Below are 23719 nucleotides of genomic sequence, written 5' to 3' on the forward strand. Positions count from 1 at the left end.
ATTCAGTAATCCTTATCCGCCGTGATAGGCATGGCGAGATAGTTCCACCCGTCGTAACCGTCCAGCAGTCGGTAGTTGTTGTTTTCATAGCTTCCAGGGAAAAACACCAGCAACCGCCCGGGTACCCGGGGGGCAAGCTTGTCGACCACATCCTTCACCTTGAGGAAGCCGAACAGTGACCCAACGCCCTGGATTGCTACAACAGCGTTCTCATCAATATTGCGGCTGTCCAGAAAGCGCTCGAACTCATTCACGATGTAATCGAGATATTTGGGCAGCACAGTGGCCAGTAAATGCGGCTTCTGGAAGTAACTCTTGGCATAGCGCTGGCTACTGAGCCAAGCTGCAAAGGTGTTGGTCAAATCAAACAGCGCCCAGTCGTGACCGGCCTGTTTGGTGACAATTTCAAACTCATCGACCCGGGCACGGAGCCAGCGCTCCTCGTTCTCGTTATACACACAGAAAATGACGCGCTGTGCGGCAGCCGCATCGTCCCGCCAGGGGATGGATATATGCCTGCTGTACGATTGTACTAACCGTCTAACCCTGCTCACGCAGCCACTCCTGTTCTTGCTGGTTGATAAGGCTCGGGAAAAGTACCTCGATCACATCCCCCACCCGCTTGAAGGTTATCCAGCCCTTACGTGAGGCCTCCTCCGCAAGCTCGATGGCTTTGTCGCGTGGGCAATCGAGCAGCTTTATATATTCGGTGCGAAAGAGCTCCTGCCCTCGGGCTCCGGTCAGGTATCCGAGCAAAAGTGCGTATGAAACACTCCCCGAGGTTGGTGTGGGATGGGCGCGAATTTTTTTCACCCGACCGTTCAGGTGGCCAGACTTGGTCCAGCTTGAATTGATGTTCTGAGCCGTCGATTTCAGGGTTGCCTTGCTGAAGCGGCCAGGTTCTTGGCTGTCGATAAATTCTTCCAGGGACTCCCTGTTGATCTCTGTCCCTTCCGGACATTTAAGGATAAAGGGCGCCGTGGAGCGAAAGATGGAGTCGCGGGCATAGGCACACATCATGGCCAGCAGTGGGCGCCCTGCTTCATCTCGCCTCCAAAAATGCCGGAGGGCGCGAAACAGGATGTGGGCGGTATCCAGAGAATAGAGCTCCGCCAGGTGACGGTAGGTCAACCTCCGGGTTTTTCCCGAGCGTTTGGCGAGGCAGTTGTCCTCTTCGACAGCCCGGAGGTAGTCGCTTTTCGAGGCATCTTCGCGGTCGACATAGCCAAGAAGCGCTGCCAGCTCGTCGAGCATCATGGTGCGGGAGCTGTGTGCTCCTCCCCGCTCGAAACGAAACCCGAACCGGGCTAGCGACTTATGATTTTTTGCCATTGTCGCCACTGGTGTCACTTGCTCCGCCGTTGCGTACCCACTCATCAATCTCATCTTTCTTGAACTTCCAAAAACGGCCCACCCGGTGGGCTGGCATGGAGTGTTTGTCTATCCAGCGGTATACCGTGTCATTGCTAACACCCAGGTGCTTGCCTATTTCATCTACGGATAACCAGCGGTCTTCCATCTCGGCCATGTTTTCGCTTCCTATGGGCGATGGTGTTGCCGCCCCGTCTGAGGCGGCAGGATCTCACGGGCGGAGCAGTGCCCTGACCTAAATTGATAAGCCAATGTATAGAGGCGCTATCATGCACTCAACAGGTTTGAGCCGGATAGAGGCGCAGAAAGCAGCATCCGCCAAATATGGGCCAGGAATGAGAAACGCAGAGAGCAGCCACAGAAAGAAGCAGTTACAGGAAGAATTAGGCAAGCCCGCGAAATTGCTTAACGCAGCGAGGCGCTTGCAAAAGACGATAGTTTGCGCTTCTTAAATCATTGAAAAAGATGATGATTTCGAGCGATCACACCACTAAGTCAGTAGCAACCGAGCGAATATACTTCGGCTAGCCGAATATCTGCGCCAAGTCCGGCGCCTCGTCGCCACTCTCCTCGATCGAGAGCGATGCTTCGATCGCCTTGAGGTGGCGCTGCATGAAGGCGACCGCGCGCGCTTCCTTGCCAGCTTCCAGCATCGTGACCAGTTCGTCGTGATCGTGGGATTCGCAGCCCAGATGGCCGGAGGACCCATAGACCGCCAGGATCAGCGAGGAGCGCGAACACAGGCGCTCGATGAACTCGGCCAGCGGCGTATTGCCGGAGAGTTCGGCCAGGCGCTGGTGGAACTGGGCGGAAAGCTGGATGGCCCGGCTCTGCTCGCCGGCCCGCAAGGCCTGGCGTTCGCTCTTCGCCAGCTCGCGCAACGCCTTGGCGTCGGCCGGCTTGAGCCGGCGGGAAACCCACGGCATCAGCTGGCATTCGACCAGCTGGCGAGCGGCGAAGACGTCTCGCGCCTCCTCGATCGTGGGTCGGCTGACGCTGGCGCCCCGGCGTGGCGTCAGCGTTACCAGATACTCGAGCGCCAGTCGCTGGAGAATCTTGCGAATGCCGGTGCGGCTGACACCGAACACCTCCGCCAGCGCGTCCTCGCGCAGACGCGCCCCGGGCCGAAGACGATGCTCGACGATCGCCTCGCGAATCTGCTGATAGATCGCTTCGTGACGCTCGGCGCCGTTGCCCGCCTTGCCGGCGCCCCGGCTGCGCCTGGCCGGCTTGCCGGCTTGCCCTTCATTCCGCCCTGCCGCTGCGTTCGCGGTTGTTGCCATCGTTGTTCGCTCCACCCAGCGTACTTTTCCACGTCCATCGATCCATGGCTCGATTGTATACGCCGCCCCTGGAGATGACAGCCTCCGCCTTCCTCAACCCTCGACCAGCCGCCGGGCGCAGGCGTTGTGCCTCGCCACCATGGCGTCGAGATCGTGACCGAGCAGCCGGCCCCCCTCGACGCGCCGCACGCCGTTGACGATCGACAGGTCGACGTTCGGCGGCTGGCAGAACACCAGCGAAGCCAGCGGATCGTGGAGCGCGCCGCCGGCCAGCGCCAGCGAATCGAGCCGGAAGCCGATGAGATCGGCGGCCTTGCCCACCGCGAGCTGGCCGATATCGTCCCGCCCCAGTACCGATGCCCCGCCACGGGTGGCGAACCACAGCATCCGGCGGGCGGTGATCTCGCTCATGTCGCCCTGCAGCCGTCCCAGCAGCATCGCCTGGCGCGCCTCCGCCAGCAGATGCGAACCATCGTTGGAGGCGCTGCCGTCGACCCCCAGGCCGACGCGCATGCCGGCCCGATGCATCGCCATCACCGGGGCGATCCCCGATCCGAGCCGCATGTTGGAACTGGGGCAGTGCGCGGCGCCACAGCAGTGGCCACCGAGCCGTGTGATCTCGTCGGCATGCGGATGCACCATGTGCGCAAACCAGACGTCGCTGCCGACCCAGCCGACCTGCTCGGCGTATTCCACCGGCGTGCAGCCGAAGCGTTCGCGGCAGAAAGCTTCCTCGTCGCGGGTCTCGGCCAGGTGCGTATGCAGATGCACGCCGTAATGGCGGGCCAGCGCGGCGCTCTCGACCATCAGCTCGCGGGAAACTGAGAACGGCGAACAGGGCGCGACCACGATGCGGGTCATCGCTCGCTCGGACGCATCGTGATAGCGCTCGATGGCACGCTGGGTATCGTCGAGGATCGCCTGTTCCGACTCCACCACGCTGTCCGGCGGCAGCCCGCCCTGGGACTCGCCCACCGACATCGAACCGCGCGAGGCGTGAAAGCGCAGCCCCAGCTCGGAGACCGCCGCGATCTGGTCGTCGATGCTCGCGCCGTTGGGCCAGAGGTAAGTGTGATCCGCCGCCGTGGTGCAGCCGGAGAGCAGCAGCTCGGCGGCCGCGATCTGGCTACTGGCGTGGATCGACTCCGGATCGAGCCTCGCCCAGATCGGATAGTGCGTCACCAGCCAGTCGAACAGCTCGGCGTTCTGCCCGGCGGGCAGGTTGCGCGTCAGGGTCTGGTAGAAGTGATGGTGGGTATTCACCAGCCCCGGCAGGATCACATGGCCGCGAGCATCGATGACGACGTCGGCCGGTCCGGCTCGCTCTTCTGTCAGTTCTTCCGCCGGACCGATGGCAGCGATGCGATCGTCCTCCAGCCGGATACTGGCGTTGCGCAGCTCGCGCTCGGCATCGTCGAACGTCGCGATCAGTTCGGCGTTATGGATCAGTGTCGTTGTCATCAGCTGCCCCGGTAGGTCGAGTAACTATACGGCGACAGCAACAGCGGCACGTGATAATGCTCGTTCGGTGCATCGACCGTGAACTGCAGTGGAATCCGATCGAGAAAATGCCTCTCGGCAGCCTGGCTGGCGCGTAAGCCGGATGTGTGGCCGGCCCGTAAATAGTCACCGGCGTGAAACAGCAGTTCGTAGACGCCTGCGGTGAAGTCGTTGCCTTCGAGCAGCGGCGCGTCGCAACGGCCGTCGGCGTTGGTCTTCACATCGGCCAGACGCAGGCGCGTGTCGCCCTCCAGCCGATAGAGCTCGATGCGCAGGTCGCTGGCGGGGCGGCCCAGCGCCGTGTCCAGCACGTGAGTGGTCAGATAGCCGTGGGGAGTTTCGCTCATGAAGACCTCGATAGGGTGGCATGCGCGGCGGGCGCGAAAACAGTGGATTGCCGGGCGCGGAAAGCGTTAGCCTCATTCAAGTGCGTTTGTATACAAAGGTCAACCGGAGTCCTCATGACCACAATGCTTCTCTCCCCGCGCCCCAGCCAGCTCGATCGCGACGCCTTCATCGCCAGTTATGGCGAGATCTACGAACACTCGCCGTGGATCGCGGCGCAGAGCTGGGACACCGGCCTCGGCGAGGCGCAGGACACCCCCGCCGGGCTGGCCGAGCGGCTGCGCCAGCAGGTAGACGCCGCATCGCCGGAGGCCCAGCTCGCGCTGATCCGCGCCCATCCCGATCTGGCCGGCAAGGCGGCGGTGGCCGGCGAGCTGACCGACGACTCCCGCTCGGAGCAGGCCGGCGCTGGCCTGGACCAGTGCACGCCGGCAGAGTTCGCCCGCTTCGAGAAGCTCAACCAGGCCTACCGCGAGCGCTTCGAATTCCCGTTCGTGATCGCCGTTCGCGGGCTCGACCGCCACGCCATCCTCGCGGCGTTCGAGACACGCCTGAACCACACCCCGGAAGAGGAGCGTCGCACCGCCATCGAGCAGATCCACCGGATCGCGCTGCTGCGTCTGGAGCAGCGAACGACCGAAAGTCGTAGCCGCTAGCGCGCAGACACTGGGGGAGCGAGCGGTTATCCTGAGCGCCTGACCACGGACGAACACGAGAGCGGCGACGGGTGACGGACAAAGAGCGGAATCGGGCGACTGACCAGGAGCGGAATCGGGCGACTGACCAGAAGCAGAATCGGGCGACAGCGACCGAACAGCAGCGACACGGCGCGGCGGAGCACAAACGCCGCGCCGTCGGCCGGCCGGCCGGCAACGCCAAGAGCAGCGGCGGACACAGCCAGTCGCTGGTACGGGGTCTGACCATTCTGGAAGGGCTGGCCGCAGCCCCGGACGGGCTGGCACTTTCCGATATCGCCGAAGACGTCGATCTGGCGCCCTCGACCACGCACCGCCTGTTGCAGGCGCTGTTCCAGCAGGGCTTCATCACCCAGGATGTCGAAAGCGGCCTGTGGAAGATCGACGTCAAGACCTTCCGCATCGGCAACAGCTTTCTCGAAGCGCGGGATTTCGTCGCCACCGCGCGCCCGTTTCTGCGCCGTCTGACCGCCACCACCGGGGAAACGGCCAATCTCGGCATCCGCGACGACGGCATGGTGGTCTATCTCGCTCAGAGCGAATCCAAACAGATGATGCGGATGATCACCCGGCTCGGCTCGCGGGCGCCACTTCACGCTTCCGGCGTCGGCAAGGCGCTATTGGCGTGGATGCCGCCGCAGGAGTTCGAGCAGATCGTGGCCGGACGCACGCTGGAAGGGGAAACGCCCAACACGCTGACCGATGTCGACAGGCTGCGCGAGCAGCTGGTCGAGATTCGCCGCCAAGGCTACGCCGTCGATCGCGAGGAGCATGCCATCGGTCTCAACTGCGTTGCCGCCACGCTCCACGACGAAAGCGGCCTGCCGCTGGCCGCGATCTCCGTCTCCGGCCCGGTGGCCCGGATCGACGACTCCCGCCTGCCCGAGCTTGCCGCCCTGGTCGCCGAGACCGCCCGCGAGATCACCGCCAAGATCGGCGGCAAGACGCCGACCGAACCGCCGGCATAGGTGCTTGGTCCGAAAAGTCGTCGAGCGCAGGCACTTTGCCTCTGGAAACGCTGAATAAGTCGTCGAGCAGGATGAAGTGGGCGGCATTCCGTCGCAAGGCGCACGGAGCGCAGCAACCGGAGCATATTGGGATATATGTGAGGATTCGACCGGGCTGGCGCTCCAGCACCGCGCAACGAAGCCGATTCGCCTGCACAGACACTTATGCAGTGTTTCCTCAGGTATTCAGGATCACCCCGCCATTCAGATGAATCGTCTGGCCAGTCATGTAGGAAGATTCCTGGCTGGCCAGGTAGACGTAGGCCGGGCCCATCTCGCTGGGTTGGCCGGCGCGCTGCATCGGCACCTGCCCGCCAAAGCTTTCGACCTTCTCGTCATCGAAGCTGGCCGGAATCAACGGCGTCCAGACCGGACCCGGCGCCACCGCATTGACGCGGATCTCGCGATCCACCAGCGACTGCGCCAGCGAACGTACCAGCCCCTGGATCGCCCCTTTGGTGGAAGAATAGTCGATCAGCGTCACGTTACCCTTGAAGGCATTGACCGATGACGTCGCGATGATCGTGTCACCGGCGCTCATGTGCGGCAGGGCTTCGCGCACGAAATAGAAGTGGCTGAAGATATTGGTGGCGAAGGTGCGCTGCAGCTGTTCGTCGGTGATCTCGGTGACATCGTCCCAGTCGTGCTGCTCGGCGGCATTATTGACGAGGATATTGAGACCGCCCAGCTCCTGACACGTGCGCTCGACCGCTTCACGACAGAACGCGGAGTCGGCCACGTCGCCCTTGAGCAGCAGGCAGCGCTGACCTTCGGCTTCGATCAGCGCCTTGGTGTCTTCCGCATCGCGATCCTCATCGAGATAGACCACGGCACAATCGGCCCCTTCACGGGCGTAGTGCACCGCCACGGCGCGGCCGATACCGCTGTCGCCACCGGTAATCAGCGCCACCTTGCCCTTGAGCTTGTCGGTGCCGCGATAGTCGTCGCGAATGAACTCCGGCTCGGGCTGCATGTCATGCTCGTCGCCCGGCTGCTGCGCTTGATGCTGCGGGGGAAAATGCGATTCTGACATTCTGGCTCCCTCCTGAATCGAATCGAATGAACGATGGCGGCTGAATGGCGCCGTCTCTTCTCGCCGCGGCGAATCCTCCAATGGATTGCCGCGACGCTCCATGAGCATAGGAAGCCTGGGCGGATTCATTCAAATCCCGCTACCGGATCTTAAGCCAGGTTAACGGTATCGGCGACGCTGCAGGAGACGGCCGCCCGTGGACGGTTGACCAGTCCGACGCACGGGAATACTCGACAGCCAGGACGATATCGCCGCCGGGCGTGAAGCCGGTGACGCACGGCGCTACACTATCGCCCGACCAAGCGCCCGACCGAGCGCCCGACCAAGGCCGCTACGCTCGGCCAGCCCGATTTCGCCACCTGCCGCCAACGAGGTTTCCCGATGCCCGCGCACCTGCTTTCCGTCGACTCGCTCTCCCGTGACGCCGTCGACCACCTGATCCGCATTGCCGAGCGCATGGAGCCGATCGCCCAGCGGCGCAAGGTGACCCGCGTGCTCGAAGGCGCCGTGCTCGGCAATCTGTTCTTCGAGGCCAGCACCCGAACCCGCATCAGCTTCAACGCCGCCTTCTGCCGGCTCGGCGGCAGCGTCTGCGACACCACCGGCTTCACCTTCTCCTCGATGGCCAAGGGGGAATCGCTCTACGACACCAGCCGCGTCATGGGCGGTTACGTCGATGCCATCGTCATGCGCCACCCCGAGCAGGGCTCGGTGGCGGAATTCGCCGAAGCGACCCAGGTGCCGGTGATCAACGGCGGCGACGGCCCCGGCGAACACCCAAGCCAGGCGCTGCTGGACGTCTACACCATCACCAAGGAGTTCGCGCGGCTGGGCAAGCCGCTGGCCGGCGCCCACCTGCTGCTGACCGGCGATCTGAAATACGGCCGCACCGTGCACTCGCTGATCAAGCTGCTGTCGCTCTACGAACCGCTGCGGATCACGCTGGTCTCGCCGCCGGGGCTGGAAATGCCGCAGCACCTGATCGATCTGGTCGCCTCGCGCGGGCATCGCATCGAAACGCGCCCCAATCTGGCGGAGAACTTCGATGATGTCGACGTGATCTACGCCACTCGCATCCAGCGCGAGCGCTTCACCGCGGAGATGTCGGAGAGCTTCGCCGAGCTGACCTCGGATTTCGTCGTCGATCGCGGCTTCCTCGATCGCCGCTGCTCGCCGACCACCATCGTCATGCACCCGCTGCCGCGTGACAGCCGACCCGGCGCCAACGATCTCAGCACCGACCTGAACGGCGACCCGCGCCTGGCGATCTTCCGCCAGACCGACAACGGCATTCCCATGCGCATGGCGATCTTCGCCCACCTGCTGCAGGTCGAGGACCTGATCGAACAGGATCCGCGTGACGTGCGCTGGTTCGTGCCGCCGAGCTTCGGCGTCGACGACCGCACGCTCTGAATCAGCGCCGCGCCTGCCAGAACAGCGAAAACAACTCCGATTGCGAGCTGACACCCAGCTTGGCGTAGAGATGCTTCTTGTGGGCGCGCACCGTCTCGATCGAGATTGCCAGACGGCGGGCAATCTCCTTGGTCGAGCTGCCACCCAGCATCAATTGGCTGACTTCGCGCTCACGCTCGGTCAAGGCGTAGCGTGAATCGAAGTCAAGCTCCTTGTCCGGTTGCGGATGCCACGGATGTGGCCCGGAAGCACCATCTTCTTCCGGCTCGAAATGCATGCGAAGCCGCATCAGCGCCAGTAGCCACGGCTGCATCAGGGCGAGACTGCCCAGCGCCTCCCGGGAAAATGGGCGAGTCGAGCCCAGCGACAGGCACAATGTCCGGCGGTCATCCAGCGTCTGATTGAAATGGATCTCGTCGGCGACGATGTTGCGCTGGAAATAGCGCTGATAGTACTCGGTGCGAGTGAAGTGCTGCGGCGCCACTTCGGCTAGCGTGAACAGGCCGCAACGGACGCGCTCGCAGGCATCGATGTAGAACGGATCGAGCAGATACAGGCCACGCTGATAGTCCTGAAACAGCGCGTCGTCGGCACCGTCGTCCTCGTCGCTTTCGGCGAGGATACGGGGCGGCTGCTGGCGGTCGAAGACCAGCGCCACCCAGGTATCGAAGTGCACTTCACTCGCCAGCCGCCGGACGAGAGCCAGCCAGAAGCCGGCACGATCCACGTTCTCCGCCAGTTGGCCGAAGGCGCGATGCCACTCCAGGCTTTCCAGCGAGGTCATCTCAGCTGAGCCTGTCTCCGGCCGAGCTCGTTGGGTCATCGTTTTTTCTCTTTCAAGCCAAGCCGAATCCCCCAATCGGGTTACCCCGCTTGCGGGATAGGCAGTGGCGCGGGATTGGGGATACTGAAGGCCATCAGCTCCCGTTCCAATCACAACTTCCCGGAGTGTTCCATGCAGCTTGTCCTGGCACAACTCGCCAGCCGTGAAGGCGAAATCGAGCACAACCTCACCCGAGCGCTCGAGGTCGTTCATGCCGTCGACGACGATACCGCGCTGATCGTCTTTCCCGAAACGCATCTGAGTGGCTTTGCCGAACCTGAGCATGTGTTCGATCGTGCCCTGACGCTCGACGGGCCGGAACTCGAGGCATTGATCGAGGCCAGTCGCGATCGCGATCTGGCGATCGCCATCGGCCTGCTGGAGCGAGAGGGCGAGACCGTGTTCAACACTACCGTACTGATCACGCCCGAAGACGGTATCGCACTACGCTACCGCAAGACCCACCTGTGGCCGGACGAACGCACGCTGGTTCAGCCTGTAATGACCCCCTGGTTTCTGCACACCCTACGCAGCTAATGCGGGGTGTGCCCTGGGTGCCACATAGTCCAGCGACTGATGTGGCCGCTCTTCGTTGTAGTATCGGATCCAACGGTCGATCACGGCCCTGGCTTGGCCCAGCGACTCGAAGCGATGGAGCCAGATGCACTCCTCCTTCAAGGATCGGAAGAAGCGCTCCACGAGCCCGTTCTGTTCCGGTGTATACGGCGTCGTGAACTCCTGGATGAGACCATAGGCCTTCACCGTGCCCTTGTAGTGCCGGCTGCTGAAGACCAGGCCGTTGTCGGAGCGTAGTGCCAGCGGTTGCTGAACACGTCCCAGTGCCCCCAATCGATAGATCAGCGCTTCCTCCAGCGCGGCCTCAGCGGTCTTGCTGCTGCCATTGTCCGATAATCGCCAGCCGAGGATCTCTCGCGTACAGCAATCGATGATCACCGCCAGGCTGGCCCGCCGATCCTTGCCGCACCACACGTGCGTAAGATCCGTTGCCCAGCGTTCATCAGGCCGTGACGCGACAGACGGAAGGCTCTTGGCACGCGGGCGGAAGCCCTGTGGCCGCTTGCGCACCTGCCAGCCTTTCAACTGCAGGATGCGCTGTATTGGCTTGCGGTTCTCACCCAGAACACACGCCAGGCGGCGATAGCCATAGGTGGGGAACCGCTCCAGGGTCAGCTTCACCCGTGCCGCCAGATCGGCATTGATGACACGCTGCCGCAGCTTGGGCCGGTAATATAGGCTCCGCCGGGGGAACCCCAGCCAGCGGCAGAGCTTGACGAGCGATACCACATGGCCTTCCTCGGCCAGTTGCGCCTGCAGCGACCTTATGAGTTCTCGTCCTCGTCGAGCAGGCGCTTGAATTTTTTTAGCGCATGGATCTGCAGATGGGCTTCGCCCAGTGCCTCCTTGGTCTCTCGGATCTCGGACTCGTACTGCTCACGGATGTCCTTAGGGCGGGCCTTGAACCCGTTCTCCATGCTGCGCTGGGCTTCATCGATCCAGCCCTCGACCTCGGAGACAGTGAGATCGTACTGGCGAGCTACCTCAGCAGCCGTGGTCTTGCCCTTGAAGATATCCATGACCAAGGCGGCCTTGCGCTTCGCGGTCCATCGCTTGATGGGGTTGTCGTCGCTCATCCTGTCCTCCTGATCCCGGCTTATTCATGAGGCCGGCCCGAAAACGAAGATAGCGGATGGTATTCTCTTGAAAATTCAGTGTGTTCCGCCAAGAATCTGAACCAAGAGAGCCATCCGCTATGGGTGAAAGCCTATCCACCTGGACGCCCTCGTGCAACGGCGCTGTGCGTGTCGAGCTGAGCGGCCAGCGCACCACCAGCGACAGCGGCGCTTTGCTGCTGCGTGAAGCCCTCGACAACAGCGGCGTGGTCGAGGCGCTGGAAGACAATCTGGTCGACCTCCGCAACCCGCTACGCATCCACCACTCGCTGGCCAGTCAGTTGCGGACCTTGGTGCTGCAACGGGCGATGGGCTGGATCGATCTCAGCGATACCGACACGCTGCGCCATGACCCGCTCTGGCAGTTGGCCTGCAGCGACTCGCGCGGGATGACGCCCCTGGCCCAGCACCGGCCGTCTCAAGCCACGTTGTCGCGGCTGCTGAGCTGCCTTGGCCGCAACGACAATATCGATGCCGTGCACGAAGGCCTGCTGCGACTGGTGATCTGGCGCCTGACCGCGCTGAAGAACGGCGAGCGCCCCAAGCAGCTGACGCTGGACATCGACGGCCTGCCGATCGAGGTCCACGGCCACCAGGGCGGCTCGGCCTATCATGGCCTGTACGGCGCGCGGATCTATTCACCGCTGGTCGCCTCGCTGGCAGAAACCGGCGACATGGTGGGCGGCCTGCTGCGCGAGGGCAACGCCGGCCCGGCCGAGAACGCCGACACCTGGATCCCGCATCTGGTGCGGCGACTCAACGAGAGCACCGGCGCCCAGGTTCGGGTGCGCATCGACGCCGGTTTCACCGACAACGCGACGCTGGAGGCCCTGGAAGAGTGCGACATCGAGTACCTGGGCCGACTGCGCAGTCACTCCGGCCTGCAGAAACTGGCGGCACCGCACCTGAAGCGGCCACCCGGCCGGCCACCCGAGCAGCCTCGCGAGTGGTGCCACGATCTGGAGTATCAAGCGGGCTCTTGGTCGGCACCGCGTCGCGTGGTGCTGGTGGTGCAGGAACGCCCGATGACCTGCTGCTGCATGCCTTCTTCCTGGTCACCAACCTCGGCAAGTTCGACTGGCCGCCGGAGAAGGTCCTGGCGCTCTACCGCAAGCGCGGCAGCGCCGAGGCGCACATGGGCGAGGTGAAGTCGGCGCTCGACGTGCACCTCTCGTCGACCGATCGCGGCGCCTCCACCGTTCAGGACGTGATGGCACGCAACGAGGTGAGCCTGCTGCTCAGCCTCTACGCCTACCAGGTCCTGCATGGCCTGCGCTGCCTGCTGGAGCGGCAGACCCGGCAAGGCTGGAGCCTCAGCCGGATGCGCGAGCAGGTGCTGAAGGTCGCCGCCACGCTGAGACTGCACGCTCGGCGAATCACCGTTCATCTGGGTGCCGCCGCCGACAAGTGGTGGCCGACGCTGCTGAAGGGGTTGCCGAAGCTGACCGCACTGAGCTGACGCTCCTGCGAGACCACCACAGCATCAGAAAGCGAGCGACCGGAGCGGCGGTAGGCGATCACGGCTGCTTGGACGGTCGCCATTGATTCCAAAGAGCTATAAGGAAGCGGGGAAATTTCAGCGTTTTGGCATTACTCAACAGCTATTCGCGCTGAAGAAGCCGATCCTGATAAGCGATGCCACCAGTCAGTACCTTCAGACCGCTCAATCAGCACCCTCGTGAATGAGGCGGGCTGATGGCTGCACTATACCCTGTGCAGTTCTGGAGGGGGTCACTTCACAATCATAGCACCTCTCCAAGATGGGCGCTGGGGGCGAAATAGCCTCTTTGATGCGTCGTCAGGTCTGACAGTCTGACGGGTGGGGATGTCAGTACGAAAATCGGGAAAATGAAATTTAGCTGAAAATTCAGGTTCGTTTCAGTTGACCACTACAAGCTTTGTGCGTCAAGATTAAGTGCCGTTTAACTGGCACATCCATATTGAGGCAATAAATCGTTGTCGATATGAAAATTAAAATAAGGAGTTTCACGTGAGCAAAATCTTCAAATCAATAAGCGCTCCGCTGGCGATAGCTTTAGTAGCAACACCGGCGTTGGCCGCGGAGCCGGTCGGGCGTGCGTCACCAACCGTAGAAGACCTGAAGGATGAAATAAATCAACTGACGGCTGAAGTGGAAGAGCTCAAGAAAGGCGATTCCCCCTTCACGGTGAACGGTTATTACCGCCTGCAGGCGACCTCAGAAAGCCTAGATACGACCGACGATAACCCCGCCTCATTCACGAGGGTGCTGATTGAGCGGTCTGAAGGTACTGACTGGTGGCATCGCTTATCAGGATCGGCTTCTTCAGCGCGAATAGCTGTTGAGTAATGCCAAAACGCTGAAATTTCCCCGCTTCCTTATAGCTCTTTGGAATCAATGGCGACCGTCCAAGCAGCCGTGATCGCCGCCCGCCGCTCCGGTCGCTCGCTTTCTGATGCTGTGGTGGTCTCGCAGAAGCGTCAGCTCAGTGCGGTCAGCTTCGGCAGCCCCTTCAGCAGCGTCGGCCACCACTTGTCGGCGGCGGCACCCAGATGAACGGTGATTCGCCGAGCGTGCAGTCTCAGCGTGGCGGCGACCTTCAGCACCTGCTCGCGCATCCGGCTGAGGCTCCAGCCTTGCCGGGTCTGCCGCTCCAGCAGGCAGCGCAGGCCATGCAGGACCTGGTAGGCGTAGAGGCTGAGCAGCAGGCTCACCTCGTTGCGTGCCATCACGTCCTGAACGGTGGAGGCGCCGCGATCGGTCGACGAGAGGTGCACGTCGAGCGCCGACTTCACCTCGCCCATGTGCGCCTCGGCGCTGCCGCGCTTGCGGTAGAGCGCCAGGACCTTCTCCGGCGGCCAGTCGAACTTGCCGAGGTTGGTGACCAGGAAGAAGGCATGCAGCAGCAGGTCATCGGGGCGTTCCTGCACCACCAGCACCACGCGACGCGGTGCCGACCAAGAGCCCGCTTGATACTCCAGATCGTGGCACCACTCGCGAGGCTGCTCGGGTGGCCGGCCGGGTGGCCGCTTCAGGTGCGGTGCCGCCAGTTTCTGCAGGCCGGAGTGACTGCGCAGTCGGCCCAGGTACTCGATGTCGCACTCTTCCAGGGCCTCCAGCGTCGCGTTGTCGGTGAAACCGGCGTCGATGCGCACCCGAACCTGGGCGCCGGTGCTCTCGTTGAGTCGCCGCACCAGATGCGGGATCCAGGTGTCGGCGTTCTCGGCCGGGCCGGCGTTGCCCTCGCGCAGCAGGCCGCCCACCATGTCGCCGGTTTCTGCCAGCGAGGCGACCAGCGGTGAATAGATCCGCGCGCCGTACAGGCCATGATAGGCCGAGCCGCCCTGGTGGCCGTGGACCTCGATCGGCAGGCCGTCGATGTCCAGCGTCAGCTGCTTGGGGCGCTCGCCGTTCTTCAGCGCGGTCAGGCGCCAGATCACCAGTCGCAGCAGGCCTTCGTGCACGGCATCGATATTGTCGCAGCGCCCGAGGCAGGTCAGCAGCCGCGACAGCGTGGCTTGAGAGGGCCGGTCCTGGGCCAGGGGCGTTGTCCCGCGCGCATCGCTGCAGGCCAGCTGCCAGAGCGGATCACGGCGCAGCGTGTCGGTATCGCTGAGGTCGATCCAGCCCATCGCACGCTGCAGCACCAGGGTACGCAACTGGCTGGCCAGCGAATGAAGGATGCGCAGCGGGTGGCGTCGATCGACCAGATTGTCTTCCAGCGCCTCAATCACGCCGCTGTTGTCGAGGGCCTCACGCAACAGCAGAGCGCCGCTGTCGCTGGTAGTGCGCTGGCCGCTCAGCTCAACACGGACAGCGCCGTTGCATGAGGGCGTCCAGGTGGATAGGCTTTCACCCATAGCGGATGGCTCTCTTGGTTCAGATTCTTGGCGGAACACACTGAATTTTCAAGAGAATACCATCCGCTATCTTCGTTTTCGGGCCGGCCTCATGAATAAGCCGGGATAACAGTACTGCTTTTGTTGACCAGCGCCTGCGTGCAAAGATCACCGGCGACCTCAACGATAACGTGAGCCTGGTTTGGTACGGTGAGTTCGATTCTCCCTGGGGTGAGACGGGAAGCTGCCAGGGTGACGATTGCGGCAAACTCAGCGCCGACGGCGTTGGCGTTGAGACCAAAAATGCCTACGCTGAACTGAAGGTGCCGAACAGCGACTGGAAGGTGCGAGCGGGCATCCAGGGGTATGGCTTCGGCAAGTACGAGAGCTTTGTTACCAACGACGACATGAATGGCGTCTCCTTTGCGGGCAATGTTGGTATGGCCACGCTGACAGGTGGCTGGTTCAAGTGGGAAGAAAACGATAGAGATTCTGCGGACGACGTGGACTTCTACATGTTGAGTGCCGAACTTCATCCCAGCGAGGTTTTCCACTACGGCCTTACCGGAGCTCAGATCAGCAACAGCAGTCAGGCTGCTCTGAATGGTACGGCGGCTCGAACGGATGACAACTATTTCGGTGCCTACGCCGATTTTACCTATAACAAAATGGCCTATAGCGGCTCGGTACTTTACAAAAAGTCGTCCGGGCGTGACTCTGACGCAACAGATGGCGACACGTACATGTTGAATCTGTATGCCCAGAGGCATTGGAGCAACGCAAGCCTCAAGATTCACGGCATCTACATTCCGGCTGATGACAGCAGCAATGGTGCAGATCGCTTCGCGGCAAACCAGTCAGGCTGGGAGCTGAATAGCAGCAATCTGCAAATCTTCGGAACAGACTACTACTACAACAATGGTTCCCAGGGGGCCAAGTCAGTTTATGACGCAGCTTACAAGGGATACGGTCTGATGGGGTTGATGGTCTCGGGTGATCAGGAACTTTCCAACGACTACTACCTGAAGTACGGCACAGGATACTTCCGCGCTGCCGACGACGCGCCCGACAGCGCTGCTCAGGCCAACGGCTCAACCCTTGGTACTGAAGTCGCTGCTCAGCTTGGTAAAAAGTTTGCCGGCGTGTATGACATCAGCCTCCGCGGTTCTTACGGTTTCATGGGAGACTTCTACGGAGATGACCCGGAGGATACCTATAAGGTCGTAGCTATGGTCAATATCAGTTACTGATCAACGTGTAATTTCATGATCTGATACAACGGCCGGGCCTTAGTCCGGCCGTTTGTCATTGAGCCGAACATGCGGAAGGTCGGCAATGATTTTGACGAAATCCTCCAAATGAGGACACTAGCTGACCCACGCAAAGGGGCCAGCCTTTTCTACTGGGCATTATCGTACTAAAACCACCACCGGACGCCCGCCACGAAGCTGGAGGACTCGACGTCTTCCCCCTCGCGCTCACGGAGATCCTTTGTGTTGCCCAGGTAGCGTGTATAGGAAACACCAACGTAAGGAGCGAACTCCCGGGAAAACTGGTATCTCAACCGGAGTCCCAGGCCAACATTATTGATCCCGCTGCCGACGCCCCATTCCTCGACATCACTGAAGGCCACCAGGGTTTCCCCCCGGCCTTGCAGAATGAGCCTTTGGGTCAGTAACCAGTCGTATTCGGCCTCGAAATCATACGACAGGTCGCCGTCTTCAGTAACCCTGAGGTTGGTATCCACCTCAAACCAGTAGGGGGCAAGTCCCTGCAATCCAACAATGGCCGAATAGCGCTCCTTATTAGGGCTGGGGCCAAACGTTGTCTGGGCACCCAATCCTGTCTGTATGTCCCAGAAGCGATCGAAGCGATAGCTGTACTGCACATCAAAATTTTCGATGTCGCCAGCCTCGGTGGCCAGATTCGTCTCACCCTCTGTTTCAATCCAGAGCCGCTTTTGGTCCGTGCCGACCCAGGCCTGGACATCCCAGAGCGCGATCTCGTCGCTGCCATCGCGCTGATATTCCAGCCGGTCACCCAGTATCTGGCCAAATATCTCATTGTCGGGAATAGGCAATGCCCAGTCCGGATCGGCCTGAACGCCAGTACCGGCGGCGCCGGCTCCCGAGGCAATCGTGAAGGCTGAGGCACCCACAACCCACTTGATGCGATTCATCATAATGTTCATCCCCTATCCCGTTAAACGACCGACACGACACGAAACATGCCTGCGTCCATGTGGTACAGAAGGTGGCAATGGAAAGCCCAGTCACCCGGTGCATCCGCTGTGATCAGCGCGGATACACGCTCGCCGGGTTTGACGGAAATCGTGTGCTTGCGTGGGCGATACTCACCCGCCCCGGTTTCCAGCTCCATCCACATGCCGTGCAAATGAATGGGGTGGTCCATCATTGAATCGTTGACCAGGATCAGCCGAAGCCGTTCACCATGGTAGAATTTGACCGGGCCATCGACTTCAGAGAACTTTTTGCCGTCGAACGACCACATGTAACGTTCCATATTGCCGGTAAGGTGCAGTTCCACCTCGCGTTCCGCCGGGCGCTTGTCGGGCCAGCCATCAATACTCCGTAACTGGGAGTAGGTCAGCACCCTGTGATCCACGGTTTCGAAGCCAACGCCGGGCTCATCCAGCCGTGACTGGGGGCTGGAAGCCACCATGGCCGCCCCGGGACCGTGATTGTCCGGGCCATGGGATACCGGGCGCCCCGCAGTTGGAACCGGGCTCAGGCTGGATTTGTCAGGCGAGGTGTCCATGTTCATCCGGCCATGGTCCATATTCATGCCACCTGAATCTCCGGCCATGTCGCCGTGGGCCATGTCCATGCCGTCGTGCATTGCCTGGCCGCCACTCTTGCCCATGGCGCCCATTCCCATGGCCGCCATGCCCCGTTCAGTGCGCGGGTACATGGGGGGCACCTGGGCCTCCAGACCCTTTCGGGTAGCCAGTGTGCCGCGCACGAACCCGGACCGGTCCTGGGCCTGTGCAAACACGGTATGAGCCATGTCCGTTGGCTCCACGATAACGTCGTAGGTTTCGGCCACGCCAATGCGGAATTCATCGGTCTCGACCGGCTGCACTGGTTGGCCGTCAGCGGAAATAACCGTCATCGGAAGTCCCGGGATACGGACATCAAAGTAGGTCATCGCCGAGGCGTTGATGAATCTCAGGCGAATTTTCTCGCCGGGACGGAACAGCCCGGTCCAGTTGCTGGCGGAAGGCGATCCATTCATCAGGTAGGTGTATTCAGAACCGGTCACATCCAGGATATCCCGGGGGCTCATTCGCATTCTGCCCCACATGCCGGCTTTGCTCCACGCGGCATCCCAACCCATAGTTTCGACATCCTTGAAGAAGTCGCCAACGGTGCGCTGGTTGTAGTTGTAATAGCCGTCAAACACTTTGAGGTTGCGGAAGACATCGGCGGGAGAATCGAAGGTCCAGTCGGAGAGAACCACAACGTATTCACGGTCATAGGCGACTGGCTCCGGCTCAGCCGGGTCTATAATAATCGGTCCGTAGTGGCCGAGCTGTTCCTGAAGCCCGGAATGGCTGTGATACCAGTAGGTGCCGTGCTGCTCGACCGGAAAACGGTACTCGAAGGTTTCGCCCGGCATGATGCCCGGAAAACTGACGCCTGGAACACCGTCCATCTGATATGGCAGTATCAGGCCGTGCCAGTGAATGGACGTTGCCTCGGCCAGGGTGTTGGTCACACGCATGATCGCTTCGCGGCCCTGCTTGAGCCGAATCAGGGGCGCAGGCAGCGTGCCATTGATGGTAATAGGCTGTTTCGAGAGTCTGGACCCGATCGTGAGAGGCGTTCGTGCGATCGTCAGATCATAGACATCGGCGCCGTCACGCACGGTATGATAAACATTCGAGTTGTCCAGATTGCCCCTGGCAAACGCCGGCATCAGGCTGTCAAAACCGGCGAGAAGGCCCATTGCGGCAGCCCCCTGGATCAGGCGCCGCCTGGACATACCTGCATAGAAATGTCTATCGCTCATAGGTTGCTCCTAAAACCATGTATATACAGCTTCTTGCGTTCGTGACTCGATTATTGATGCTACCCGGTGCAACTGAAATCAAACTGAAAAGTCGACCGGTAACCCCCCATTTTTAACGGGTTGCTGTTTTTCTGGGGAGTTGCCGTTACTGGTACAATCCATGGCAGACTGGCGAAACTTTCCCACCTCGAAAAACGGCGCTTACAAATGAAAATTCTGATTGTCGAAGACAATGCGGTACTTGCCAAAAAAATATCGGACTGGCTTGCGCAGGCGCACTACACAGTCGATGTTGCATATTCCGGCCCATCGTGACCACCCATTCCGTTTGAACGTGACCGCCTGTTCCGGGCGATCGTGACCGCTCATTCCGTTTTATCGTGACCGATTTCGGGTCGTTTTCCGGAATCGCCGGTCACGATGCCGGAACCACCGGTCACGTTCCTCCGGAATCACTGCCAAAGCGCTGGAATTCTTCAACTTTATCCGGCATACCCGCTTCTTTTTCATGACGAGGAAGAGCGGATGCCGGCTGCGAGGATTTCCATGCGACAGATCATCGAGGTCTTGCGCCTCAAGTACGAAGCGGGCCTGAGCCACGAGCGCATTGCCCGTGCCTGCAGCCTGTCCAAGGGCGTGGTGGGCAAGTACGTCAGCCTGGCCCAGGTTCAGGGTATTACCTGGCCGCTGCCAGAGGGTGTGGATGAAGTCCGGCTGGAATCGCTACTGTTCCCGGCCAGGACGCCACCCGCACGCTTTGCTGAACCCGACTACTTCCAGGTCCTCCAGGAGCTAAAGACCAAGGGCGTCACCCTGCAACTGCTATGGGCCGAGTACGTGGAACGCCACGGTGACAAGGCCTACCGCTACAGCCAGTTCTGCCACCACTACCGGCTCTGGCGGGGGCAACAACGGCGCAGCATGCGCCAGGTCCACCGGGCCGGTGAGAAGGTCTTTATCGACTACTGCGGGCCCACTGTGCCGGTGGTGGACCGCAGCACCGGTGAGATGCGTAAAGCCCAGGTCTTTGTGGCCGTACTGGGTGCGTCCAGTTACACCTTCGCCGAGGCCACCTGGAGCCAGTCCCTGCCGGACTGGATCGCCTCCCACCAGCGGATGCTGGCGTTCTACGGTGGGGTGCCGGAACTACTGGTTCCGGACAACCTCAAGGCGGCGGTCACCAAGGCGGATCGGTACACGCCCCAGATCAATGAGACCTACGCGGAACTGGCGGCCCATTACCAGACGGCGGTACTGCCAGCACGGCCCTATAAACCCAAGGACAAGGCAAAGGCTGAGGCTGCGGTGTTGCTGGTCGAGCGCTGGATACTGGCCCGGTTACGGCACCGGATGTTCTTCTCCCTGGCCGAACTGAATACGGCCATTGCGGATCTGTTACCGGCCCTGAATCAGCGCCCGTTCCAGGGACGCTCCGAGAGCCGCCAGAGCCTGTTCGAGGCCCTGGATCGTCCAGCACTGAGGCCTCTGCCTGCAACACCTTACGTCTATGCCGAGTGGCGCAAGGCGCGACCCGGCATCGACTACCACATCGAGATCGACAAACGCCTGTACAGCGTGCCTCACGCCCTGGTGGGGGTGAAGCTAGATGTTCGGGTTACCGATACGTCCGTTGAGGTCATGCACAAAGGCCAGCGGGTGGCCCTGCACCCTCGGCATGGCAAGGGCCGCTTCGTCACCCTGACCGAGCACATGCCCAAGTCCCATCAGGCCCATCAGAACTGGTCGCCCGGGCGGTTCCTGAACTGGGCCACGGACATCGGTCCCGCCACGCTCGATGTGGTTCAGCGCCAGCTCAAGGATCGCCCACACCCCGAACATGGCTACCGAGCCTGCCTGGGGCTGTTGAACCTGAGCCGGCGCTACAGCCGTGACCGCCTGGAGCAGGCCTGTGCACGGGCGCTGTCCATCAACTCGGCCAGCTACCAGAGCATCAGCTCGATCCTGAAGCAGGGGCTGGATCAGCTCCCGTTACCCCTGGCCGAGGAGGAGTCGGAACTGACTGAGCTGCCAGTACACACCAACGTTCGCGGCCCCCGCTACTACCACTGATCCCGGAGAAACTGATGTTGACTCAAAACACCCTCGACACCCTGCGCCAACTCAAACTGACCGGCATGTGCGATGCCCTGGAGCAGCAGCGGGCACAGCCCGACACCCACGACCTGGCGTTCGAGGAACGCCTGGCCTTGCTGATCGACCGGGAGGTGCTACATCGTGAAAATCGCCGTCTGGATCGGCTGCTGAAGGCTGCCCGGTTGCGGGTCCCGGCCTGCGTGGAAGACGTCGATTACCGCCATCCACGGGGGCTGGAGCGCTCCCGCATGGCGGGGCTGGCAAGCTGTGACTGGATCCGCCAATCCCTGAACCTGTGCATCACCGGCCCGACCGGTTGCGGCAAGACCTGGCTGGCCTGCGCCCTGGGCAACCAGGCCTGCCGGCAAGGGCTCTCGGTTCGCTACTTGCGCGTGCCGCGCCTGTTCGAGCAGGTACGCATCGCCGTGCTCGACGACGGCCACATCCAGCAGGTCGGCCCGCCCCAGGAGGTCTACGAGCGCCCTGCCAACGCCTTCGTGGCCCGCTTCATGGGACATGGCAACCTGTATCGGATCCATCGCCGCGACGGCTCGCGCCTGAGCACGGAAATCGGCACGCTGCAGATGGACGGGGACAGCAAGGGCGAGCTGGTGCTGATGCGCCCGGAAACGCTGGATCTCGAACCGGGCCACGTCGAAGGCCCCAACCATCTGCCCGGCACCATCACGGAACGGCTCTATCGCGGAAGCCATGCGGAATTTCGCATCAGTATCGCGGACACGACGCTGCAGGCTACCGTCAACAACCGTGGCAGGCGGCTACCGGACGTGGGGGACGAGGTGACGGTCGTCGTCGCCCCGGAAGACCTCGTGACGCTGAGCGAGTGAGACCCGACATGTCGACGAACAATATTGCGGTAATGGGACGCAGCCAGGGCATGGTCCGCGAAGCGCGTCATCTCCTGTTCACGGTGGCGCCGGGTGCCCTCTGGATCGTCATCTTCCTGGTGCTGCCAAGCCTCTACCTGATGGCCGTTGCCTTCATGTCCAACGGCCCCTACGGCCTGCCGCAGATGCCGCTGTCGCTGAACTCGTTCAAGCAGCTGGCCGGGGTCGGCTTCCTGGGCTGGAGCCCGGGCAATCTCTATACCCTGCTGCGCTCGCTGTGGCAGACCCTGGTCGCGACCGGGCTGGTGGTGCTGGTGGCGTATCCGCTCGCCTACTACATCACGACCTGCCGGGCGAAGTGGCGGCCGATCATGCTCCTGCTGGTGGTGGTGCCCTCCTGGACCAACCAGGTGATTCGCACCTTCGGCTGGATGAACCTGCTGGCGCCCGGCACGCCGCTCTCCAACGCGGCCGAAGTACTCGGTTTCATTTCCCCCAACATGGGTTTGTATCCCTCCAACTTCGCGGTGACGCTGGGGCTGGTATACAACTTCCTGCCCTTCATGGTGCTGCCGCTCTACGCCGCCTTCGAGAAGCTCGATACCGCCCAGGTCGAAGCGGCGCAGGATCTCTACGCCAAGCCGACACGGACGTTCTGGCACGCCGTCTTCCCGCAGACGCTACCGGGGCTGCTGGCCGGAATCGTGCTGGTCGCGATTCCCGCCTTCGGCATGTATGTCATTCCGGAGCTGCTCGGCGGCGGCAAGGCGATGATGCTCGGCAATCTGGTCGCTACCCAGTTCTCCGGCGGTTCCAACTGGCCGCTGGGCGCGGCCGGCGCGATCCTGATGCTGATCGCGACCTTCATCGGGCTGTTCGCGATGCGGCGCATCGGCAAGCGCCTGGGTGGCGGCGAGGAGGTGGTGATATGAGAAAGCGAACCCTCAAGCGCGGCCTGACGGCCTTCTGGTGGATCACGCTGGTGTTCCTGTACCTGCCGCTGGCCGTGGTGGTGCTGTTCTCCTTCAATGCCTCCAACAGCGCCGCCAGCATGACCGGCCTGTCGCTGCGCTGGTATCACCAGCTGCTCGGCAACGAGCAGATCATGGCCGCCTTCGGCAACACTCTGATCCTGGCGATCTGTTCGTCGGTCATCGCGCTCGTCATCGGCTGCCTGATCGGCTACGGCATGTATCGTCACCGCCACCGCAAGCTCGGCTGGCTGATCGTGCTGATCTACCTGCCCATCGTGCTGCCGGACATCGTTTTCGGCATTTCCGAGATGGCCTTCTTCGTCCAGTTCCATCGGCTGACCGGGCTGCTCCAGCCGGGGCTCGGGACCATGGTCATCGCCCACGTGACCTTCCAGATTCCGTTCGTCGCGCTGATCGTCTATTCACGCTTCGTCGGACTCGACCCGACGCTGTTCGAAGCGGCCAAGGATCTCTACGCCACGCCCGTCAAACGCGTCGTCCACTTCATGCTGCCGACCATCAAGCCGGCGCTGATATCCGCCTTCTTTCTCTCCTTCACGCTGTCGGTGGACGACTTCGTGATCAGCTTCTTCACGGCGGGGCCGGAGAGCGCCACGCTGCCGATCTACATCTGGGGCGCGATCAAGAAAGGCGTGTCGCCCGAGATCAATGCCATCGCCACGCTGATGATCGGTGCGGTAGCGATAGCCGCCGCGATCAGCCTGTTGTTCAGCCGTAAAAACCAGCACAGTCGCAAACGTCAATCCTGACCAGAGAGCCCGCGCACGGGT

At 61.9% G+C, this 23719-nt stretch carries 23 protein-coding genes and 1 pseudogene; 11 read left to right on the forward strand and 13 right to left on the reverse strand.

Going from position 1 to position 23719, the window contains the following annotated elements:
* Nucleotides 1-2: 2 nt before the first annotated feature.
* The 6 genes from ACWHY3_RS18075 to uraH all read right to left on the reverse strand — a co-directional run bounded on the left by ACWHY3_RS18075 (nucleotide 3) and on the right by uraH (nucleotide 4501).
* Nucleotides 3-554, reverse strand: coding sequence for a BREX protein BrxB domain-containing protein (locus ACWHY3_RS18075; RefSeq protein ID WP_448127172.1), 552 nt, complete (start codon nucleotides 552-554; stop codon nucleotides 3-5).
* Nucleotides 541-1257, reverse strand: coding sequence for a hypothetical protein (locus ACWHY3_RS18080; protein ID WP_448127173.1), 717 nt, complete (start codon nucleotides 1255-1257; stop codon nucleotides 541-543). Before ACWHY3_RS18080 ends, ACWHY3_RS18075 begins: the two co-directional genes overlap by 14 nt.
* Nucleotides 1258-1315: 58 nt before the next feature.
* Nucleotides 1316-1528, reverse strand: coding sequence for a helix-turn-helix domain-containing protein (locus ACWHY3_RS18085; RefSeq protein WP_063140232.1), 213 nt, complete (start codon nucleotides 1526-1528; stop codon nucleotides 1316-1318).
* A gap of 367 nt (nucleotides 1529-1895) precedes the next feature.
* Nucleotides 1896-2654 (reverse strand): GntR family transcriptional regulator, encoded by a 759-nt coding sequence (locus tag ACWHY3_RS18090; protein ID WP_087719599.1) that lies wholly within the window; start codon nucleotides 2652-2654, stop codon nucleotides 1896-1898.
* Between the two features lie 93 nt (nucleotides 2655-2747).
* Entirely contained in the window at nucleotides 2748-4115 is a 1368-nt protein-coding gene (locus tag ACWHY3_RS18095; RefSeq protein ID WP_448127174.1) for an 8-oxoguanine deaminase, read from the reverse strand.
* The gene (gene uraH, locus ACWHY3_RS18100) at nucleotides 4115-4501 is read right to left on the reverse strand and encodes a hydroxyisourate hydrolase (RefSeq protein WP_322528274.1); all 387 of its coding nucleotides are present in this window, start codon (nucleotides 4499-4501) and stop codon (nucleotides 4115-4117) included. The genes ACWHY3_RS18095 and uraH overlap by 1 nt, the downstream gene beginning before the upstream one ends.
* 114 nt (nucleotides 4502-4615) lie before the next feature.
* Here uraH and uraD point away from each other — a divergent pair, with 114 nt between their 5' ends.
* Nucleotides 4616-5155 (forward strand): 2-oxo-4-hydroxy-4-carboxy-5-ureidoimidazoline decarboxylase, encoded by a 540-nt coding sequence (gene uraD, locus ACWHY3_RS18105; protein ID WP_322528275.1) that lies wholly within the window; start codon nucleotides 4616-4618, stop codon nucleotides 5153-5155.
* Nucleotides 5156-5226: 71 nt separating this feature from the next.
* Nucleotides 5227-6162, forward strand: coding sequence for an IclR family transcriptional regulator (locus ACWHY3_RS18110; protein ID WP_322528276.1), 936 nt, complete (start codon nucleotides 5227-5229; stop codon nucleotides 6160-6162).
* A 217-nt stretch (nucleotides 6163-6379) separates the two neighbouring features.
* On the opposite strand, the gene ACWHY3_RS18115 is transcribed toward ACWHY3_RS18110, so the two are convergent.
* On the reverse strand, nucleotides 6380-7234 hold the full coding sequence (locus tag ACWHY3_RS18115) for an SDR family oxidoreductase (RefSeq protein ID WP_448127175.1): 855 nt from the start codon (nucleotides 7232-7234) through the stop codon (nucleotides 6380-6382).
* A 381-nt stretch (nucleotides 7235-7615) separates the two neighbouring features.
* Here ACWHY3_RS18115 and pyrB point away from each other — a divergent pair, with 381 nt between their 5' ends.
* Nucleotides 7616-8647, forward strand: a complete 1032-nt coding sequence (gene pyrB / locus ACWHY3_RS18120) for an aspartate carbamoyltransferase (RefSeq protein WP_448127176.1) — start codon at nucleotides 7616-7618, stop codon at nucleotides 8645-8647.
* A 1-nt stretch (nucleotide 8648) separates the two neighbouring features.
* Here the strand turns inward: pyrB and ACWHY3_RS18125 are convergent, their stop codons facing one another.
* Nucleotides 8649-9470, reverse strand: coding sequence for a response regulator transcription factor (locus ACWHY3_RS18125; protein WP_448127177.1), 822 nt, complete (start codon nucleotides 9468-9470; stop codon nucleotides 8649-8651).
* A 132-nt stretch (nucleotides 9471-9602) separates the two neighbouring features.
* On the opposite strand from ACWHY3_RS18125, the gene ACWHY3_RS18130 reads away from it, so the two are divergent.
* Nucleotides 9603-10007, forward strand: coding sequence for a nitrilase-related carbon-nitrogen hydrolase (locus ACWHY3_RS18130; RefSeq protein ID WP_448127178.1), 405 nt, complete (start codon nucleotides 9603-9605; stop codon nucleotides 10005-10007).
* Here ACWHY3_RS18130 and ACWHY3_RS18135 read toward each other — a convergent pair.
* Together ACWHY3_RS18135 and ACWHY3_RS18140 are read right to left on the reverse strand one after the other, a co-directional pair.
* On the reverse strand, nucleotides 9996-10847 hold the full coding sequence (locus tag ACWHY3_RS18135; protein WP_448128176.1) for an IS3 family transposase: 852 nt from the start codon (nucleotides 10845-10847) through the stop codon (nucleotides 9996-9998). The two genes, ACWHY3_RS18130 and ACWHY3_RS18135, sit on opposite strands and share 12 nt — an antisense overlap.
* On the reverse strand, nucleotides 10811-11122 hold the full coding sequence (locus ACWHY3_RS18140) for a DUF1153 domain-containing protein (RefSeq protein WP_448127179.1): 312 nt from the start codon (nucleotides 11120-11122) through the stop codon (nucleotides 10811-10813). Before ACWHY3_RS18140 ends, ACWHY3_RS18135 begins: the two co-directional genes overlap by 37 nt.
* Nucleotides 11123-11241: 119 nt before the next feature.
* On the opposite strand from ACWHY3_RS18140, the pseudogene ACWHY3_RS18145 reads away from it, so the two are divergent.
* Together ACWHY3_RS18145 and ACWHY3_RS18150 are read left to right on the forward strand one after the other, a co-directional pair.
* Nucleotides 11242-12620, forward strand: a pseudogene (locus ACWHY3_RS18145) (IS1380 family transposase).
* Between the two features lie 531 nt (nucleotides 12621-13151).
* Nucleotides 13152-13490, forward strand: coding sequence for a hypothetical protein (locus ACWHY3_RS18150; RefSeq protein ID WP_448127180.1), 339 nt, complete (start codon nucleotides 13152-13154; stop codon nucleotides 13488-13490).
* 131 nt (nucleotides 13491-13621) lie between these two features.
* On the opposite strand, the gene ACWHY3_RS18155 is transcribed toward ACWHY3_RS18150, so the two are convergent.
* Nucleotides 13622-15001 carry an IS1380 family transposase gene (locus ACWHY3_RS18155; protein WP_399590022.1) on the reverse strand — a complete coding sequence of 460 codons (1380 nt, stop codon included), beginning with the start codon at nucleotides 14999-15001 and terminating at the stop codon, nucleotides 13622-13624.
* Between the two features lie 170 nt (nucleotides 15002-15171).
* Here ACWHY3_RS18155 and ACWHY3_RS18160 point away from each other — a divergent pair, with 170 nt between their 5' ends.
* Entirely contained in the window at nucleotides 15172-16230 is a 1059-nt protein-coding gene (locus ACWHY3_RS18160) for a hypothetical protein (protein ID WP_448127181.1), read from the forward strand.
* A gap of 167 nt (nucleotides 16231-16397) precedes the next feature.
* Here ACWHY3_RS18160 and ACWHY3_RS18165 read toward each other — a convergent pair whose 3' ends face one another.
* A complete protein-coding gene (locus ACWHY3_RS18165; RefSeq protein ID WP_448127182.1) occupies nucleotides 16398-17171 on the reverse strand; it encodes a copper resistance protein B in 774 nt (257 codons plus the stop codon).
* Between the two features lie 11 nt (nucleotides 17172-17182).
* Nucleotides 17183-19012, reverse strand: coding sequence for a copper resistance system multicopper oxidase (locus ACWHY3_RS18170; protein WP_448127183.1), 1830 nt, complete (start codon nucleotides 19010-19012; stop codon nucleotides 17183-17185).
* A gap of 525 nt (nucleotides 19013-19537) precedes the next feature.
* Between ACWHY3_RS18170 and istA the strand changes: the two genes are divergently transcribed.
* Genes istA through ACWHY3_RS18190 form a run of 4 tightly spaced genes read left to right on the forward strand, consistent with a single transcriptional unit; the run spans nucleotide 19538 to nucleotide 23698 of the window.
* Nucleotides 19538-21082: an IS21 family transposase gene (gene istA, locus ACWHY3_RS18175; RefSeq protein ID WP_011783772.1), complete on the forward strand. Its 1545-nt coding sequence runs from the start codon at nucleotides 19538-19540 to the stop codon at nucleotides 21080-21082.
* Nucleotides 21083-21096: 14 nt separating this feature from the next.
* On the forward strand, nucleotides 21097-21954 hold the full coding sequence (locus ACWHY3_RS18180; protein WP_448127184.1) for an ATP-binding protein: 858 nt from the start codon (nucleotides 21097-21099) through the stop codon (nucleotides 21952-21954).
* 8 nt (nucleotides 21955-21962) lie between these two features.
* Nucleotides 21963-22886 carry an ABC transporter permease gene (locus tag ACWHY3_RS18185; RefSeq protein ID WP_448127185.1) on the forward strand — a complete coding sequence of 308 codons (924 nt, stop codon included), beginning with the start codon at nucleotides 21963-21965 and terminating at the stop codon, nucleotides 22884-22886.
* Nucleotides 22883-23698 carry an ABC transporter permease gene (locus ACWHY3_RS18190; protein WP_303855276.1) on the forward strand — a complete coding sequence of 272 codons (816 nt, stop codon included), beginning with the start codon at nucleotides 22883-22885 and terminating at the stop codon, nucleotides 23696-23698. Before ACWHY3_RS18185 ends, ACWHY3_RS18190 begins: the two co-directional genes overlap by 4 nt.
* Nucleotides 23699-23719 lie beyond the last annotated feature (21 nt).

The sequence above is a fragment of the Salinicola sp. NYA28a genome (assembly GCF_976982775.1).